Below are 16,132 nucleotides of genomic sequence, written 5' to 3' on the forward strand. Positions count from 1 at the left end.
CAATGACCGATACGAATGATTCCCGCGGGCGCCAGCTGCCCAGGGCTTTTGCAGCCGATATTTCGACCGACCTTGCGGCTGGCCGTGCGGTGGAGCTCGCCGAGATCTACGCTCTGGACGCCATCAGCGACGCAGAGCGGGAAGCCATCGACGCCTACGTCAGCAGCGCCCCCGAAGCTGAACGCGCGTCCTTCAATGAACGCGTACGCCAGGCCAGGGAGACGCTGGCAATGTCCTTTACGGCCGAGGAGGAGCCGCCTGCGGAACTGTTCGCCCGGATCGTCGCCCAGCTTCCCGCTGCTGCACCGGCGGCAGAGCAGGCCCGGGCAATCACTGGCGCGGATGCGTCAGCGGAGCCCGTCCCCGCCGCTGACGAACTTTCCGCTGCACGCCAGCGCCGTGAAGAACGGCGCCGGCCGGCCGGCCTCCGCAACTGGCTGATCGGTGTTGCGGCTGCTGCCGTGATCGCGCTCGGCGGTGTGGGGATCGGGGCCTACGTGGCCAGCCAGAACGATCCCTTCAGCCAGGTCATCGAGGCGCAGGACGCGCGGCAGGCGACTGTCGACGTCAGCGGCGGAGGCACGGCCACGGTTTCGATCTCGCCGTCGCATGATGCGCTGGTGGTGCGGATGAAGGACGTGCCGCCGCCGCCCGCCGGCAAGGTGTACCAGATGTGGCTGATCCCGAAGGATGGCTCCACTCCCGTTTCCCAGGGACTGATGGATGCGGAGGCGTTGTCGAAGCCGGCCCTGGTCAAGGGCATCGGCTCGGCAGCCGCACTCGGAATCACGGTTGAGCCTGCCGGCGGATCGGCTACCCCGACCCTCCCCACCGTGGCCGCCGCGCCGCTGAACGCATGACGCTTTGCGGCTGACGTTTTTGCCGCTGAACCGGGCTATGTGCGGCCCGGTTCAGCGGAAGGCTGGCAGCACAGCCTAGAAGCCTGCGATCGTCCCCGGGCCGTTGACCCTGACCACGTGGAAGGCCTCAGCGCTGCGGCCGGCGGGCAGCCCTGCACGTTCGGCGTTTGCCTGGAGACCGCGCCGCACGGTGGCCTCCATGGCCTCGGCATCGGGATGCTGGCTGACGTGGACATGGATCGCTTCGAGCTTGCTCTCCACATGCTCCGTAACATCAACAAAGTGGTTTTCGCGCTCCTCCGGACCGGCGTAGAGCCACAGCCACGGAAGCCTGAAGGCCTCGAGGCCGGCCTCGGCGAGGTCCGGGTACGCGAACGGGTTTTCCACTGCAGGGTAGACGGCCCGGGTCACCGCCTCCCCCACGGCCAGGTGGTCCGGATGGCTCTTCTGGATACGCTTCCAGTTGCGCTCCGGGTGCATGGAAAGCACGACGTCGGGCCGGACTTCGCGGATCAGCTTCACCACCCCGCGCATCACCTCGTGGTTCGGTTCAAGGTAGCCGTCCCGCTGGTGCAGGTAGTGGATATCCGTGACGCCGACGAGGGCCGCGGCGCGTTCCTGCTCGGCCGCCCTGAGGGCGATGATTTCTGCGCGTTGCGCAGGGTCGAAGCCGCCGGCGTCGCCGTCGGTCATGATGCAGTAGCTGACCTCGACGCCGGCCGCTGTCCACGCGGCGATGGTGCCTGCGGCACCGAAATCGATGTCGTCGGGATGGGCTGAGAAACAGAGCACCCGCTCAATCCGGTGCTGTTCCGGATTGAACGGGCTCTGCGCTGGTGCAGCGTTTGGGGTCAAGGATTCAGCCCTTGCGCTTCTTGATTTCTTCGGTTGCCTGCGGCAGCACCTGGAAGAGATCGCCGACGATGCCGAAGTCCGCGATCTCGAACACGGGCGATTCGGCGTCCTTGTTCACGGCGACGATCACCTTGGCGGTCTGCATGCCCGCCTTCTGCTGGATGGCACCGGAGATACCGGCGGAAATGTAGAGCTGCGGCGAGACGGTCTTGCCGGTCTGGCCAACCTGGGCGTCGTGGCTGATCCAGCCGGCGTCCGTTGCCGCGCGGGATGCGCCCACGGCCGCACCCAGCGCATCCGCCAGCTCCTCCACGGGGCCGAAGTCGCCGTCGAGGCCGCGTCCGCCTGCCACCACGATGCGCGCATCGGTGAGGTCGGGGCGGCCGCTGGCGACCTTCTGTTCCCGGGAGGTGATGCGGGCGGCCGCGGCGGTTGCATCGGCGGGAACCTCAATGGTCACCGTTTCGGGTGTGCCGGGGGCCGCAGCGGGTTCGGGCTCGACGGTGTTGGCCTTCACGGACAGCACGGTCACCGCGGTAGTGGCCTTCGCCGTCGTGGTGTAGGAGCCGGCGAGCACGGACTTGTGGGCGGTGCCGTCAGCGTCGACCGCTACGACGTCGGTGATGACGCCGGCGCTCAGCCGGATGCCGAGCCGTGCCGCGATTTCCTTGCCCTCAGGCGAGTTCTCGAGCAGGACGGTGGTGGCACCGGACTTGTCCGCCACGGCAGCGAGGAAGGCGGCCTTCGGCGCTACGAGGTAGTCGTCAAGGTCCGCTGCGGACGGCCGGAAGACGGTGGCCGCGCCGTAGGCACCCAGGGTGCCGGCGGCGTCGTCGGACAGTTCACCGTTGACCGCCACGGCGGTTTCCCCGAGCGAGCGGGCGATGGTGAGGAGTTCCAGGCTGCTCTTCTTGAGAGCCTGCCCGGGGTTGTCAATGAATACCAGTACGTTTGCCATGTTGTGGAGTCCTCTTAGAGCAGCTTCTGGGCGGCCAGGAAGTCAACCAGCTTGATGCCGGCATCGCCTTCGTCCGTGATGATGGTGCCGGCAGTGCGCGGCGGGCGCTCCTCGGCGGCCGTCACGCGCGTCCACGATCCGGTGTGGCCCACCTGGGAGGAATCGACTCCGATGTCAGCCAGGGACAGCGTGGTGATGCTCTTGCGCTTGGCTGCGATGATGCCCTTGAAGTTGGGGTAGCGCGGTTCGTTGATCTGGTCCGTCACGGATACCACTGCGGGCAGGGACGCCTCAACCGTTTCCGAGTGGGTGTCCGCATCCCGGCGTGCCGAGACACGTCCGCCGTCCACCTCCAGGGAGGAGGCGAAGGTAACCTGCGGAAGACCCAGGCGCTCCGCCAGCTGCGCGGGCACCAGGGAGGTCTCACCGTCGGTGGAGGCCATGCCGGTCAGCACGAGGTCCACGGGGCTGTCCGCGCCGAGGTGGCGGACGGCAGCCGCAAGCGCCAGGGAGGTTGCCGCTGCGTCCGAACCTGCGAGCGCGGCGTCGGTGAGGTGCACGCCCTCGGTGGCACCGATCTGCAGGGACTTCTTGATGGCGTTCACGGCACCGGCAGGTCCCATGCTCAAAGCGATCACCTTGTTGCCGGCCTTGGCGCCTCCGCGCGCTTCGGCCAGCTGCAGCGCGGCCTCCAACGCGTACTCATCCAGTTCCGACAGGATGCTCTCGTCGCGGTCCGTGGTGTGGCCCTCGCCGCTGAGGTGCCGGTCGAACTGGGCGTCCGGCACATGCTTGACCAGGACGACGATCTTCAATGTCTCTTCCACTGTATTTACAGCAGCCTTCCGTGCTTGTGGATAGCCAGCCGGGTGAGGTCATGGCCGTGGAACGCCCGGGATACGGGTAGCTCCTAGCTAACCATATTGGGCCCGTCATATGACGCCCCGTTAACGCCTGTGTCAAACGGCCCGGTGAACGCCAGGGACAGCGACGGCGGCGGCGGGCCGCACCCTCAGGTGCGCCCGCCGCCGTTGCTGTTCACTTTTGCTGCGCTACTGCTCTGCGGCTGCGCTACTGCTCTGCGGCTGCGCCGAGCGTGACGTCCAGCTGCTGCTCGCGGCCGTTGCGCAGGACCGTGATCTTCACCGAGGAGCCGGATGGCTGTTCGCGGACGGCAGCGGTCAGCTGGTTCGGGTCACTGATGGCCAGGTCATTGAAGCGCGTCACCACGTCGCCCACCTTGATCCCTGCCTTTGCAGCCGCCGAGCCCGGCTCCACCGAGGCCACATCGGCGCCAGTTGAGAACCCGGAGGCGGATGCCGATTTCTCCTGGACACTCACGCCAAGCTGGCCGTGCGTGGCCTTGCCGTTGTCGATGATTTCCTTCGCCACCCGCTTGGCATGGTTGATCGGGATGCTGAAGCCGACGCCGATGTTGCCTGTTCCGCTTGCCGCGGAACTGCCACCGGCGGAGGCGATCGCGACGTTGACGCCGATCACTTCACCCTTGCTGTTCACCAGGGCGCCACCGGAGTTGCCGGGGTTGATGGCCGCATCTGTCTGGATGACGTTGATGGAGATCGATCCCTTGTTGGCCGAGCTCTGGCCCTGCCCCTGGCCGGGAGGAGCGAACTCAAATCCCTGGTCACCGCCCTGGGAATTGTCAGTTCCTTCCTTGGGCGCCGCCGAGGACGCCACGCTGATGGTCCTGTTGAGCGTCGAGACGATGCCGTCCGTCACCGTGCCGGTCAGGCCCAGCGGCGAACCGATGGCAACGGCCGTGTCCCCGACGTTCAGCTTGCTGGAATCACCAAGCACTGCCGGCGTGAGCCCGGACGGATTGTCCACCTTGATGACCGCAAGGTCGGAGAGCGGGTCGGTGCCAACAACCTTGGCGGTGAGCACGCGCCCGTCGTTCGTGCGGATTTCGATGTCTGCGCGCGCGGCCGTCCCGTCCAGCGTCACCACGTGGGTGTTGGTGAGGATGTGGCCCTGGTCGTCGAGGATCACCCCCGAACCCGTGCCGCCCTCACTGCCACTGGTGGCCTTGATGGTCACAACACTCGGGGATGCCTTGACCGCTGCTGCCGTGATCTCGTTCACCGAGTCCTGGTTGTTGACGATCACTGTGCCAGGCTGGCTGCCCGAACTCACAGCCGGTGCAGAGCCGGGGTCGAACAGGTTGCCGGCGCCTACAGTGGCAACCCCGCCACCAACGAGCCCTGCAGCCAGGATGCTGGCCACGAGAGTCCCGACGCCAAATGTCGCCTTGCGTTTGGGCTGGCTGGCACGGCTGTCCTGGAAGGCGGAGTGATTATTGTGCTGGGAGTGCTGGAGACCGATCGGCTGCGTCGCGGGCGCCGACTGCTGCCCGTAGAAGGGCGCATGCTGGGGGTAAACGGGATGGGGACCACCGGAGCGCTGCTGCTGCGGGTGTTCGCGGTTCCCCGCGGGGCCGCCATACGGCTGGCCTTCATCTGCCTGGGCTGCCCCGGGCTGTCCTTCTCCTGGCTGGCCGGCGTATGGCTGACCTGCGTCCTGTGCGGGCCGGTAAAGCGGCCGGGTGGGGTTGCGGTCGGATTCAAGGCGCACTGTGGGGTTTTCGGAACCGCCGGCGGCGCGGTATTCGCCGTCCTGCTGTGCAGGGGGCTGGAGACCCTCGGCGGGCTCAGGCCGAGGGGTCGGATCAACAGGGCGCCCTGAAGGATCTCGGTTCTCAGGTGCTGCGCCCGGGTTTGGGTGCTCAGTCATTGGACTTCCTTTCATCCGCGTCTGTATTAACTATGGACGATCGGACTGAAACTAGTTCGGACGTTTGCTGGGAGGTTCCTGAATGCCCTCGGCCAGTGGTTTTCGCTGCCAGAGTTTTGGTCGGTCACTACGGTTTGCAGCGCTTTTCGCTGGTGGCATATTCCCCGCCGTGGACGGTCCTGCTGGTGCACCATAGAATCAAGAAGAATTGCCACAGCGACCTGCGGCTTTACACCCGGCGTGGGGGCGCTGCTGCATTCTGTGACGGCTGTTCATCCCGAACCAGCCGCGGCGTGCTGAAGGGTTGCCATGCGGTCAATGTTGAAACGTGTATTCGCCGTGATCGGCCTGGCTGGAATGCTGGCGCTTCCCGCCACCGCAGCCTGGGCCGAGGATCCGGTAACCATCCCCTCCGGCAGCAACATCGTCGACGACGCGAATGTCCTCGGCGGCCGCAAGGGCGAAGTTGAGGACTCGATCCAGAAACTCCTCAAGGACCACAAGTACAACCTGTACGTGGTCACCGTGAAATCCTTCAGCAACCCTGCTGATCCCAAGTCGTGGGGACAGGCCGTGGCCAGCCAGAAAGGCATGGGAAGGGCTGACGTCTTGCTCGCTATCTCCACCGAGGGAAAGTATTACTTTGCTCCGAACTCGGCGAGCGCCATCGCGTCGAAGACCGGCAACATCACCCAGAATGCAATCGCGGCCAACCTCGGCGGCGGCAAGCGGGACTTTGCCCAGGCCGCCATTGACACTGCTGCCGCCATTGGCGATGCCGCGGGCGGCGGAAGCGGAACGGTCCCCTCCGGAGCCGGTGCGGGCACGGCCATTCTTGTTGGTGCCGGCGTCGTGGCAGCTGGCGGCGCGGGAACGTATCTTTACCTGCGCAACAGGCGCAAGAAGGCCGGCCAGGCGTCCAGCGCAAGCTATGGGCCGCAGGGCGCCGAACTCGATCCCCTGGCCGGGATGAGCATCGAGGACCTCCGCCGGAAGAGCGGCTCCCTGCTGATCGAGGCAGACGACGCGATCAAATCCAGCGAGCAGGAACTTGGCTTCGCCGAGGCGCAATACGGGGAAGCGGCCGTAGGCAACTTCACCAAGGCGCTCCAGGAGGCGAAGGCCCACATGTCCGAGTCGTTCAAGCTGCAGCAGCAGCTGGACGACCACATCCCCGATACCGAAGAACAGCAGCGCAGCTGGCTCGGCGAAATCATCCGGAGGTCGGAGGCCGCCCTGGCATCGCTGCAGGAGCAGAAGGCGGACTTCGACTCGCTGCGCGAACTCGAGAAGAACGCGCCGCGTGCCCTCGCGGCCGTGGACGCCGGCGCCGCTGAGGCCGACGCGAAGATCGCCCGGGCTGACCAGACTTTGGCGGAACTGCGCGGCAAGTACGCGGAGACTGCCCTCGCCCAGATCTCGGACAACATCACCCAGGCCAAAGAGCGGCTCGCCTTCGTGCAGAACGCCAGCGCCACGGCGCGCGAAAAGCTCGATTCAGGTGAGGGAAGCCTCGCAGCCGTCGCCGTCCGGGCAGCGGAGGAGAGCCTGCACCAGACCAACGTGCTGCTGGACGCAATTTCCAAGGTGGCCGGCAACCTTGACTCGGCCCGCCAGGGACTCGAATCCGCTGTTGTGGACACATCCCAGGACCTTGCCCAGGCGCGGGCCATGATCCAGTCCGGCGCCCACCCGGAACTTGAGGGTCCCGTGGCCGGCGTCGAAGCGGCCCTCGCCCGCGTCAAGGGCGAAATCCAGAGCGGCAAGATCGATCCTATTGCCACCCTCGAGCGCGTCGAATCGGCCCACCAGTCACTCGACAATGCCCTGGCCGGGATCCGGGACCAGCAGGAACAGGCACGCAGGGCACAGGCTTCCCTGCAGCAGACCATCATGTCGGCCCAGGCCCAGATCAGCGCCACTTCGGATTACATCACTGCCCGCCGCGGTGGCGTTGGTACCGAGGCCCGTACCCGCCTGGCGGAAGCCCAGCGCAACCTCGATTACGCTCTGTCCATCTCGCGCAACGACCCCGTAACCGCGTTGACCTACGCGCAGCAGGCGCACGCGCTGGCTGCCCAGGCGGCCCAGCTGGCCCAGTCCGACGTTGACAGTTTCGGCTACGCCAACCAGGGGTACGGCCAGGGATACGGGCGGGGCGGCATGTTCGGCGGCGGCGGAGGCGGCGGCCTGGGTGGCGCCATCCTCGGCGGCATCCTGATCAACTCCATTCTCAATGGCGGCAGCGGCGGCGGCTGGGGTGGCGGCCACAGCGACGGCGGCTGGGGCGGCGACTCCGGCGGAGGTGACTTCGGTGGGGGCGACTTCGGCGGCGGCGATTTCGGCGGCGGGGACTCGGGAAGTTTCTAGCCGGCAAAGACTAGGCGCCGGCCCGGACCGACGGGCCGGCGGGTGGAAGCGGTACATAAACGTCACTGATTTCAGTGGCAAACTCGGAGCAGGACGAAAGGTAACACCATGAAGCAGTCCATTTTCGGCCGCATGGCGCAGCTGGCAAAGGCAAACATCAATTCGCTGCTGGACCAGGCCGAGGACCCGCAGAAGATGCTGGACCAGATGGTCCGGGACTACACCAACAACATCGCCGAAGCCGAGTCCGCGGTGGCCCAGACCATCGGAAACCTGCGCATGCTCCAGGATGATTACAACGAGGACATCAAGAACGCGCAGGACTGGGGTCAAAAGGCCCTGGCCGCGTCCCGCAAGGCAGACGAGTTCCGCAGCGCCGGTAACGCGGCCGACGCCCAGAAGTTCGACAACCTTGCCAAGGTCGCCCTGCAGCGCCAGATGTCGTCCGAAAACGAGGCAAAGGCCGCCGAGCCGAGTATCGCGTCCCAGACCGAGGTGGTGGACCGGCTCAAGACCGGGCTGGACCAGATGAAGGGAAAGCTGAACCAGCTCACCAGCAAGCGCAACGAACTCGTGGCCCGCTCCAAGACGGCTGCCGCCCAGTCACAGGTCCACGACGCGCTCAAGAGCATCGATTTCATGGATCCCACCAGCGAAGTGGGCCGCTTCGAGGAGAAAATCCGGCGCGAAGAGGCCAAGGTCCGCGGGCAGCAGGAGCTCGCCGCGTCGAGCCTGGATGCCCAGTTCAACCAGCTTGAGGACCTCGGCGAGCAGACAGAGATTGAGGCCCGCCTCGCTGCGCTGAAGTCGGGCAATGCCAAGCCCGCCATCGGTGCCGGGGGCACGGCAGCTTCCGCTTCGCCGTCCACCGTGGATGAGGCAGACTTCGACAAGCTGTAGTCTCCCAAGTTGCATGAGGCCGGGATCCCAGCGGATCCCGGCCTCTGCCGTCTCCGGGACGTGTAGCGTGAATCCATGGCTTCCACCATTGTCTGGCTCCGGGACGACCTGCGCCTCGATGACAACCCCGCCCTCGCCGCCGCGGCCGCGCTGCCGGACCAGTTGACGGTTGTCTACATCCTCGACGAGGACTCCCCCGGCATCCGCCCGCTGGGCGCCGCGGCCAGATGGTGGCTCCACCACTCCCTGTCCGCCCTCGCGGCCAGCCTCGAAGCGCGGGGTTCACGGCTTCTGCTCCGCCGGGGCGCCACCGCTCCGGTCATCGAGGACCTGGCAGCGGAAACGGGCGCGGACAAAATTTTCTGGAACCGGCGGTACGGGCAGCCGGAGCGGACCATCGACGCCGGCATCAAGGAATGGGCCGCCGGCCCGGCCATCGGGGCCACGAGCTTCCAGGCAAACCTGCTGTTCGAGCCCTGGACGGTGCGCACCGGCTCGGGCGGGCCGTACAAGGTGTTCACACCGTTCTGGCGTTCCTGCCTGGCCGCTGCCGAACCGCGGTTGCCGGCAGATGCCCCGGACGAGTTGCCGGAGCCCGCAGCAGGAACTTCCGGCCGCCCGCCAGCCGGCGACTTACTGGACAGCTGGCGGCTCCTCCCCCACCGGCCGGACTGGAGTGGCGGACTCGCGCGGACCTGGACCCCGGGCGAGAACGGCGCCCACGACCGGCTCGAGGAATTCCTGGATGGTCCCGTGGAGGACTACGGCAGGGGACGGGACCTGCCGGGCGTCGAGGGCACCAGCCGCCTCTCACCGCACCTTCGCTTCGGCGAGATCAGTCCCTTCCGGGTCTGGCATTCCCTTCGGGAACGCTTCCCCCGCCAGGCACCGGCCGACGTCGGGATCTTCCGCAGCGAGCTGGGCTGGCGTGAATTCTGTTGGCAGCTGCTGTACGAGAATCCGGACCTGGCCACGAAAAACTACCGCCGCGAGTTCGACCACTTTGCCTGGCAGACGCCGTCGGACGCTGAACTGAAGGCCTGGCAACAGGGGCGCACCGGCTACCCTCTGGTGGACGCCGGCATGCGGCAGCTGTGGGAGACCGGCTGGATGCACAACCGGGTCCGGATGGCGGCAGCGTCGTTCCTGGTGAAGAACATGCTCGCGGACTGGCGCGTGGGCGAGGCCTGGTTCTGGGACACCCTCGTTGATGCAGACGCGGCAAACAACCCGGCCAACTGGCAGTGGGTGGCGGGTTCCGGCGCGGATGCCTCGCCCTATTTCAGGATCTTCAACCCGGTGACCCAGAGCAAAAAGTTCGACGCCGGAGGCAGTTACCTGCGCGGCTACATCCCGGAACTGTCGGACCTGGATGACCGGACCGTGCACGAGCCGTGGAAGAATCCCGCGGCGGCTCCCGGCTACCCCGAGCCGCTGGTGGGCCTGCAGGAATCCCGGGAACGGGCGCTGGACACCTACCAGCGGCTCAAGGAGGGGTGAGAAGCTAGCGGCTGGTGACCTTGCCCATGAGCGACGCGATCGGGCGCAGGAAGAGCGGCCGGGCCAGGAACCAGGCTGCAACCATGACGGCGACTGATGCAACGAAGAACCAGAAACCGACCCAGCTGACGTCGTCGCTGCCGCCGTACATGTGGTTGAGGTTTCGGAGCGCACCGGTCGCCAGGACAAGGAATACGTGCACCACGATGAAGGCTACGAAGTAGATCATCACCGGGAAGTGCACTGCGCGGGCGGCCTCGATGGGGAAGGCCCTGTTCAGGCCGGTGGCCTTCTTGGGCCACGCGGCAGACATCCGCAGGCCCGTGATGAAGGCCAGCGGAGCAGCGATGAACACCGTGGCGAAGTAGGTCAGCAACTGCAGGGCGTTGTAGTTGACCCAGCCGTTCTCCGTGGGCCAGTTCAGCGACGCGTACTGCAGGGCGGCCGAGACGGCATTCGGGAAAACATCCCAGGACGTGGGGACGATCCGGGTCCACTGGCCGGTCGCAAAAAGCAGGATCACAAAGACGAGCCCGTTCAGGATCCACAGCGCATCCAGTGTCAGGTGGAACCAGAGTTCCAGGCTGATCTTGGCGGGGGCCGTCTTGGTCCTGATGAGGCCTTTGTTGTTTCGGGTCCAGTAGCCGCCGGGGCGTGTGGTGGTGCGGACCTGCCAGCCGGTACGGATGATGAGCAGCAGGAAGAAGGCGTTCAGAAAATGCTGCCAGGCCAGCCACCCCGGAAAGCCGACGGGGGCGCCGGCCGGAAGCTCCGAATGCCCAGGGTAGTCCGAGATGAACGAGCGAACGTCAGGCAGGCCGGTGATCCACTTTGCGATGAGCACCACCAGCACCAGGGCCACGAGAGCTGCAGGCACCGCCCAGTACAGCCTGGCGCGCTTGCCCCTGGCAGTGCCGGACTTGTTCTTCGTTGTGGACATCGAGCTACACGTTCCTCTCGAGAATGACTGACCCGTGTGGGCGCCCTGCGCCGGCCAGGAATTCCGGGCCCTGCGAATAGAGAATACTAGGAACCCTGAGCACATGAACAAATGCTCCGGTAATGCAGGAAGCCCCGACCACATTGTGGTCGGGGCTTCCTTCTGGTTGCGGGGACAGGATTTGAACCTGTGACCTCTGGGTTATGAGCCCAGCGAGCTACCGAACTGCTCCACCCCGCGTCGCTTGGTTAACACTACCCTACTTTTGCGGGCGCTTTGACCACTGCCGCCGGCGGGGCCAGTGGCGCCCGGGACGCCCTCCCGCCGGCCAGCAAAATCCCGCCGGGAAACCTCCCGCCGGCAAAATCGGGACAACAAAAAACCCGGACCACCAAACGGTGATCCGGGTTTTTCTTCAGTTGCGGGGACAGGATTTGAACCTGTGACCTCTGGGTTATGAGCCCAGCGAGCTACCGAACTGCTCCACCCCGCGTCGCAAGAACTACTCTACCGGCCGGTGAACAGGAGGCCAAATCCAAACGACGTGATGTGCGTCTCCGGCAATGCGAAAGGCGGCCCATCCCCTTTACGAACTGCTCCCCGAAAGTTGGACTTGTGCTTTTCCCGCTCGGGGCGGACTGGCATTCGCCTGACGGCCGCCGCCGCAGATCCGGTCAGACCAGCCAGCGCCACCAGCGAGACCGCTCCGGTTCCGCCGTCGGTTCCGGCTCCGGCTCCGGCTCCTCGCCCAAGGCCAGCGCGGCCTCGTCAATGTCGCCCGCGGTGAGCGTCATGACAGCCTCACGATCGAGCGCGTCGAGACTTTGTTCCTTGTCGAGCGACAGCCGCAGCGCCTGGCGGTTGAGCGCCTGCTCGAACAGCGTGCGGGCGAACCGTGCGTTGCCGGAGTCCTCGCCCGCGTGGAGCCCGGTGAGGATGCGGCGCAGCATCTGGTCCGCACCCGGCTCCAGCGTGTACTCGTGCTGGGCCAGCATCTGGTGGAAGATCGTCTGGAGTGCGTCGACGGAGTAGTCGGGGAACGTGATCTCGCGGGCGAACCGGGAGCGCAGTCCGGGGTTCGAGAGCAAGAAGGACTCCATCAGCCGCGGGTACCCGGCCACGATCACAACCAGGCGGTGGCGATGGTCCTCCATCCGCTTCAGCAGGACCTCGATCGCCTCGGGGCCGAAGTCCATCCGGCCGTCCTCCGGGGCCAGCGCATAGGCCTCGTCGATGAACAGGACGCCGTCCAGCGCACGCCGGATCACCCGGTCCGTCTTGATGGCGGTCGCGCCGACATACTGCCCCACCAGGCCCGAACGGTCGACCTCGACCAGATGGCCTTTCTGCAGCAGACCGACCGCGCGGTACATCTCGGCCAGGAGCCGCGCCACGGTGGTCTTGCCCGTGCCCGGGTTTCCGAGGAACACCAGATGCTGTGATGTGGCCACCTCCGGCAGTCCGTGCGCCTTCCGGCGGGCCTGAACCTGGAGCAGTGCGACGAGGGCCCGCACCTGTTCCTTCACTGTCTCCAGTCCGACCAGCGCGTCGAGCTCGGCCTGCACCTCGGCCAGCGGCCGCGCCGGGCCCGGCCTCGCACCGATAAGATCGCCCACCAGGTCGTCAACGCGCTCCGAACCGTGCAGCCTGAGCTGATCGGTCAGATGGCCGATGGTTTCGCGCAGGTCGTCGAGCGGATTGCGGCTGCCAGCCATGCATCCACTGTAGTACTCGATTCCCGACCAGGGATGGGGTTTGGCCTCACCAGTATCAACTGTGAAACGCTACCGCGGCCTCGCGCTGTTCCTCCGTTAACGGACTGCTTCCCTGCATAAAACTGCTCCCCGAAAGTAAGGACTGATTTCGCAGTCCAACTTTCGGGGAGCAGTTCAGTGCGGGGAGGGCCGGCCTTTGACTCGATCAGCTGCGGATCAGTCAGCTGCTGGGTGAAGGCGTTGGCGTCGCGGACGGCGACGTCGGGGTGCTGGCCGTTCCCGTGCCGGCAATCCTCGCCTCTGCATCAATCGCCTTCTTCAGCGCATCCGACAGTTTCTTCTGCTGCTGGCCGTACGCCGCGAAGTCGCCCTTCGCCAGCGCTTCCTGGCCCGCCTTGATGGCCGCATTGGCCTCGTCCAGGGCCGCCTTCAGTGTCGCCCTGGCATCTGCCGCGCCCGTTGGCGGCGGAGTGGTCCCGCTGCCGCCCGGCGACGTCGGAGCCTTGCCGTTATTCGCGTCTCCGGCCTGGGCTCCGGAATCACCGCCGAACAACTGGTTCAGCGCCGCATCCAATGTGGGCGCGAAGCCGATCTTGTCACCGAACGCCACAAGCACGCGCTGCAGCGTCGGGTAGGACGTCTCGCCCGTGGACCGCAGGTATACCGGCTGGATATAGAGCATTCCGCGGCCGGCGGGAAGCGTCAGCAGGTTGCCGTTGAGCACATCCGAGGCACCCTGCCGCAGCAGGTTCAGGGCCTGGGAGACCGTGGGGTCCGAGTTGAATTTGTTTTGCGCCTGGCCGGGGCCGGGCACCTGGGCTTCCGGCGGAACTTGCAGCAGCCGCAACTGGCCGTAGCTGTCCGCCTTCACGCCCTTCTTCGAACCGGCGTCGGAATCGGCGGCGAGGAAGCCGTAAAGGACGTTGCGGGCGTTGTTGTTGACCACCTGCGGAATGTAGGAGGAGGTCAGCTGGAACGCAGGGGCCTTCTGGTCCGGCATCTGCAGCGACATGTAGAACGGCGGCTGCTTGACCTCCTGGGACACCGTGGGATCGTTCGGAACGCTCCAGGCGTCGTCATTCTTGTAGAAGCTCACGGGGTCCGTCACGTGGTAGCGGCCCAGCAGCTCACGCTGGACCTTGAACAGGTCCTCCGGGTAGCGGACGTGGCTCATGACTGCTGCGGACATCTCCGAGTAGGGCTTCAGGGTGGAAGGGAACACCTTCTGCCAGGCCTTCAGGAGGGGATCCTGGTCATCCCAGGCGTACAGCGTGACGGAACCGTCGTAGGCGTCCACAGTGGCCTTGACCGAGTTGCGGATGTAGTTGACGGAGCTGTTGGGCAGCGCCACGTTGCGTCCGGCAGTGGTCTGCGAGTCGGTGGTGGCGTCGGAGAGCTGCTCCTGCTGCGAGTACGGGTAGTACTGGCTCGTGGTGTAACCGTCCACGATCCACTTGACGCGGCCGTCAACCACGGCGGGGTAGGCGTTGCCGTCGACCGTCAGGTACGGCGCCACCTTCTGTACGCGTTCCCGCGGGTTGCGTTCGTACAGGATCTGGGAGGCCTCGTTCACGCCGTCGGACAGAAGCAGGTCCGAGGACTGGAACTTGATCGAGTACAGGACCTTGTTGAAGAAGCTGCCAACGTTCGGGCCGCCGTTGCCGGTGAACGTGTACTGTGTCTCGCCGCCTTCCCTGGAAGCCGGACGGTCCTGTTCGCGGGGCGATGCGCCTTCCGGGGCACCCACGATCGAGTAGTCCGGGGAGTCTTCGCCGAAGTAGATGCGGGGCTCGTAGGTCTGGTCGTTGCCGAGGACGCCGGTGGACGGGATGCCGGACTGCAGGAACTCCGGCTTTCCGTCGGCCGTGAACTTGTTGCCCTTCGCGGCCACCACACCATAGCCGTGGGTGTACACAATGTGCCGGTTCAGCCAGGACTGCTGGTCCGCGCTGAGCCCGTCCGGGTTCAGCTCGCGCACCGCGATGACGGTGTCCTGCATCTTGCCGTCCACCATGTACCGGTCGACGTTGAGCGCCTTGGGGAACTGGTAGTACGGGCGGAACTGTTCAAGCTGCGAGAACGCGTCCGAGATCAGGTTCGGATCCAGGAGCCGGATGTTGGCAGTGGTTTGCGCGTCCGGGGCAAGAGCGCCGGCGGTCGTGGTGGTGGTGGCGTTGTACCGCTCCACCTTCACCTGGTCCAGGCCGTAGGCTGCCCGCGTCATGCCGATGTTGCGCTCGATGTACTTCCGTTCCAGGGTCTGCTCGGACGGGCGGACCTGGAACTGCTGGATGACCCACGGGTAGACGCCGCCGGCCAGGATGGAGGTGATGACCAGCATCGCCGTGCCGATGACCGGAAGCCGCCATTTGCCGATGATGGCTGCGACGATGAACAGGATGGCGACGAGGGCCGCTGCCACGGCCAGGATCGCCTTCGTGGGAATGACGGCGTTGACGTCGGTGTACAGGGCGCCCGCCCAGCGTCCGCCGCTGTTCTGCAGTGCGGAGTACCGGTCCAGCCAGAAGTTGATGCCCAGCAGGATCAGGAATGAGGCGCCGGTGACGGCGAGGTGGATCTGCGCGGCACGGCTGGTGAAGATGCCGCGTTCCATGATCCTGATGCTGCCATAGAGGTAGTGCGTGAGTATGCCCGCGATGCCGGCCACGATTGCCACGCTGATCAGGAACCCGGTGACGAAGCCCAGGAACGGCAGTGTCATCAGGTAAAAGCCGATGTCCAGCCCGAACTCCGGATCCTTCTGGCCGAAGGACTCCTGGTTGAAGAACAGCATGACCTTCTGCCACTGGCTGGAGGCGGCGCTGCCGGCGAAGAGACCGAACAGCACTGGCAGCCCGATCATGACCACCCGGCGTACTGGTTCCAGCTGCGCCTGGTAGCGGTTGAGGTTGTCCCGGATCTCGGAGTCCGGCGCGTATACCGGGCGGGCGTGGTAGGCGATGCGGATCGCGTAAAACACTGCCGCGAACATGATGAGGAAACCGGCGGCGAAAATGCCGATCCTCGCCAGGTTCTCAGTCAGGAACACCTCGAAGTAGCCAAGCTGCTGGTACCACAGGACGTCCGTCCATACGTTGGCGAAGAAGATGAACCCGACAACAACCAGCGCAACAACGATGAGCGTGGGCGTCAACGCACCGCGCCTTGTCTGGAGTTTTCCGGGCGGGGTGGGGCTGGCAGGACGGGACAAACTCGTACCTCATAGCTGTGTCAGTTGCTGGTCTTAATTTTAAGTTTTCAGGAATGGGCCTGCATAGCGCCG

The 16,132-nt window shown here is 65.8% G+C and carries 11 protein-coding genes and 2 tRNA genes; 4 read left to right on the forward strand and 9 right to left on the reverse strand.

Annotated elements, in window-relative coordinates:
* Positions 1-2 precede the first annotated feature (2 nt).
* Positions 3-860 (forward strand): anti-sigma factor, encoded by an 858-nt coding sequence (locus AC5RWD_RS03790; RefSeq protein WP_494018765.1) that lies wholly within the window; start codon positions 3-5, stop codon positions 858-860.
* Between the two features lie 75 nt (positions 861-935).
* Here AC5RWD_RS03790 and AC5RWD_RS03795 read toward each other — a convergent pair whose 3' ends face one another.
* The 4 genes from AC5RWD_RS03795 to AC5RWD_RS03810 form a co-directional block, all read right to left on the reverse strand.
* A complete protein-coding gene (locus AC5RWD_RS03795) occupies positions 936-1,715 on the reverse strand; it encodes a PIG-L deacetylase family protein (RefSeq protein WP_494018766.1) in 780 nt (259 codons plus the stop codon).
* A 4-nt stretch (positions 1,716-1,719) separates the two neighbouring features.
* Positions 1,720-2,673, reverse strand: a complete 954-nt coding sequence (locus tag AC5RWD_RS03800) for an electron transfer flavoprotein subunit alpha/FixB family protein (protein ID WP_494018767.1) — start codon at positions 2,671-2,673, stop codon at positions 1,720-1,722.
* Positions 2,674-2,687: 14 nt separating this feature from the next.
* The gene (locus tag AC5RWD_RS03805; protein WP_494018899.1) at positions 2,688-3,488 is read right to left on the reverse strand and encodes an electron transfer flavoprotein subunit beta/FixA family protein; all 801 of its coding nucleotides are present in this window, start codon (positions 3,486-3,488) and stop codon (positions 2,688-2,690) included.
* Positions 3,489-3,744: 256 nt separating this feature from the next.
* On the reverse strand, positions 3,745-5,424 hold the full coding sequence (locus AC5RWD_RS03810; RefSeq protein WP_494018768.1) for a S1C family serine protease: 1,680 nt from the start codon (positions 5,422-5,424) through the stop codon (positions 3,745-3,747).
* A gap of 309 nt (positions 5,425-5,733) precedes the next feature.
* On the opposite strand from AC5RWD_RS03810, the gene AC5RWD_RS03815 reads away from it, so the two are divergent.
* The 3 genes from AC5RWD_RS03815 (at position 5,734) to AC5RWD_RS03825 (ending at position 10,194) form a co-directional block, all read left to right on the forward strand.
* Positions 5,734-7,794, forward strand: a complete 2,061-nt coding sequence (locus tag AC5RWD_RS03815) for a TPM domain-containing protein (RefSeq protein WP_494018769.1) — start codon at positions 5,734-5,736, stop codon at positions 7,792-7,794.
* Positions 7,795-7,902: 108 nt separating this feature from the next.
* Positions 7,903-8,694 carry a PspA/IM30 family protein gene (locus tag AC5RWD_RS03820; protein WP_494018770.1) on the forward strand — a complete coding sequence of 264 codons (792 nt, stop codon included), beginning with the start codon at positions 7,903-7,905 and terminating at the stop codon, positions 8,692-8,694.
* 75 nt (positions 8,695-8,769) lie between these two features.
* Entirely contained in the window at positions 8,770-10,194 is a 1,425-nt protein-coding gene (locus tag AC5RWD_RS03825; RefSeq protein WP_494018771.1) for a cryptochrome/photolyase family protein, read from the forward strand.
* A 4-nt stretch (positions 10,195-10,198) separates the two neighbouring features.
* Here AC5RWD_RS03825 and AC5RWD_RS03830 read toward each other — a convergent pair whose 3' ends face one another.
* The 5 genes from AC5RWD_RS03830 to AC5RWD_RS03850 all read right to left on the reverse strand — a co-directional run bounded on the left by AC5RWD_RS03830 (position 10,199) and on the right by AC5RWD_RS03850 (position 16,060).
* Complete coding sequence (locus AC5RWD_RS03830) at positions 10,199-11,134, reverse strand: cytochrome b/b6 domain-containing protein (RefSeq protein ID WP_494018772.1); 936 nt, start codon at positions 11,132-11,134, stop codon at positions 10,199-10,201.
* 163 nt (positions 11,135-11,297) lie between these two features.
* Positions 11,298-11,374 (reverse strand) — tRNA-Met (locus tag AC5RWD_RS03835).
* A 179-nt stretch (positions 11,375-11,553) separates the two neighbouring features.
* Positions 11,554-11,627 (reverse strand) — tRNA-Met (locus AC5RWD_RS03840).
* Positions 11,628-11,808: 181 nt separating this feature from the next.
* Positions 11,809-12,849 (reverse strand): AAA family ATPase, encoded by a 1,041-nt coding sequence (locus AC5RWD_RS03845; protein WP_494018773.1) that lies wholly within the window; start codon positions 12,847-12,849, stop codon positions 11,809-11,811.
* 220 nt (positions 12,850-13,069) lie between these two features.
* Positions 13,070-16,060 carry a UPF0182 family membrane protein gene (locus tag AC5RWD_RS03850; RefSeq protein ID WP_494018774.1) on the reverse strand — a complete coding sequence of 997 codons (2,991 nt, stop codon included), beginning with the start codon at positions 16,058-16,060 and terminating at the stop codon, positions 13,070-13,072.
* Positions 16,061-16,132 lie beyond the last annotated feature (72 nt).

Source organism: Arthrobacter sp. CMU6, assembly GCF_059090205.1.

Coding starts and splice junctions, on each gene's coding strand:
- AC5RWD_RS03790 (WP_494018765.1), top strand. CDS start 3: ATGACCGATACGAATGATTCCCGCGGGCGCCAGCTGCCCAGGGCTTTT.
- AC5RWD_RS03800 (WP_494018767.1), bottom strand. CDS start 2,673: ATGGCAAACGTACTGGTATTCATTGACAACCCCGGGCAGGCTCTCAAG.
- AC5RWD_RS03810 (WP_494018768.1), bottom strand. CDS start 5,424: ATGACTGAGCACCCAAACCCGGGCGCAGCACCTGAGAACCGAGATCCT.
- AC5RWD_RS03815 (WP_494018769.1), top strand. CDS start 5,734: ATGCGGTCAATGTTGAAACGTGTATTCGCCGTGATCGGCCTGGCTGGA.
- AC5RWD_RS03820 (WP_494018770.1), top strand. CDS start 7,903: ATGAAGCAGTCCATTTTCGGCCGCATGGCGCAGCTGGCAAAGGCAAAC.
- AC5RWD_RS03825 (WP_494018771.1), top strand. CDS start 8,770: ATGGCTTCCACCATTGTCTGGCTCCGGGACGACCTGCGCCTCGATGAC.
- AC5RWD_RS03830 (WP_494018772.1), bottom strand. CDS start 11,134: ATGTCCACAACGAAGAACAAGTCCGGCACTGCCAGGGGCAAGCGCGCC.
- AC5RWD_RS03845 (WP_494018773.1), bottom strand. CDS start 12,849: ATGGCTGGCAGCCGCAATCCGCTCGACGACCTGCGCGAAACCATCGGC.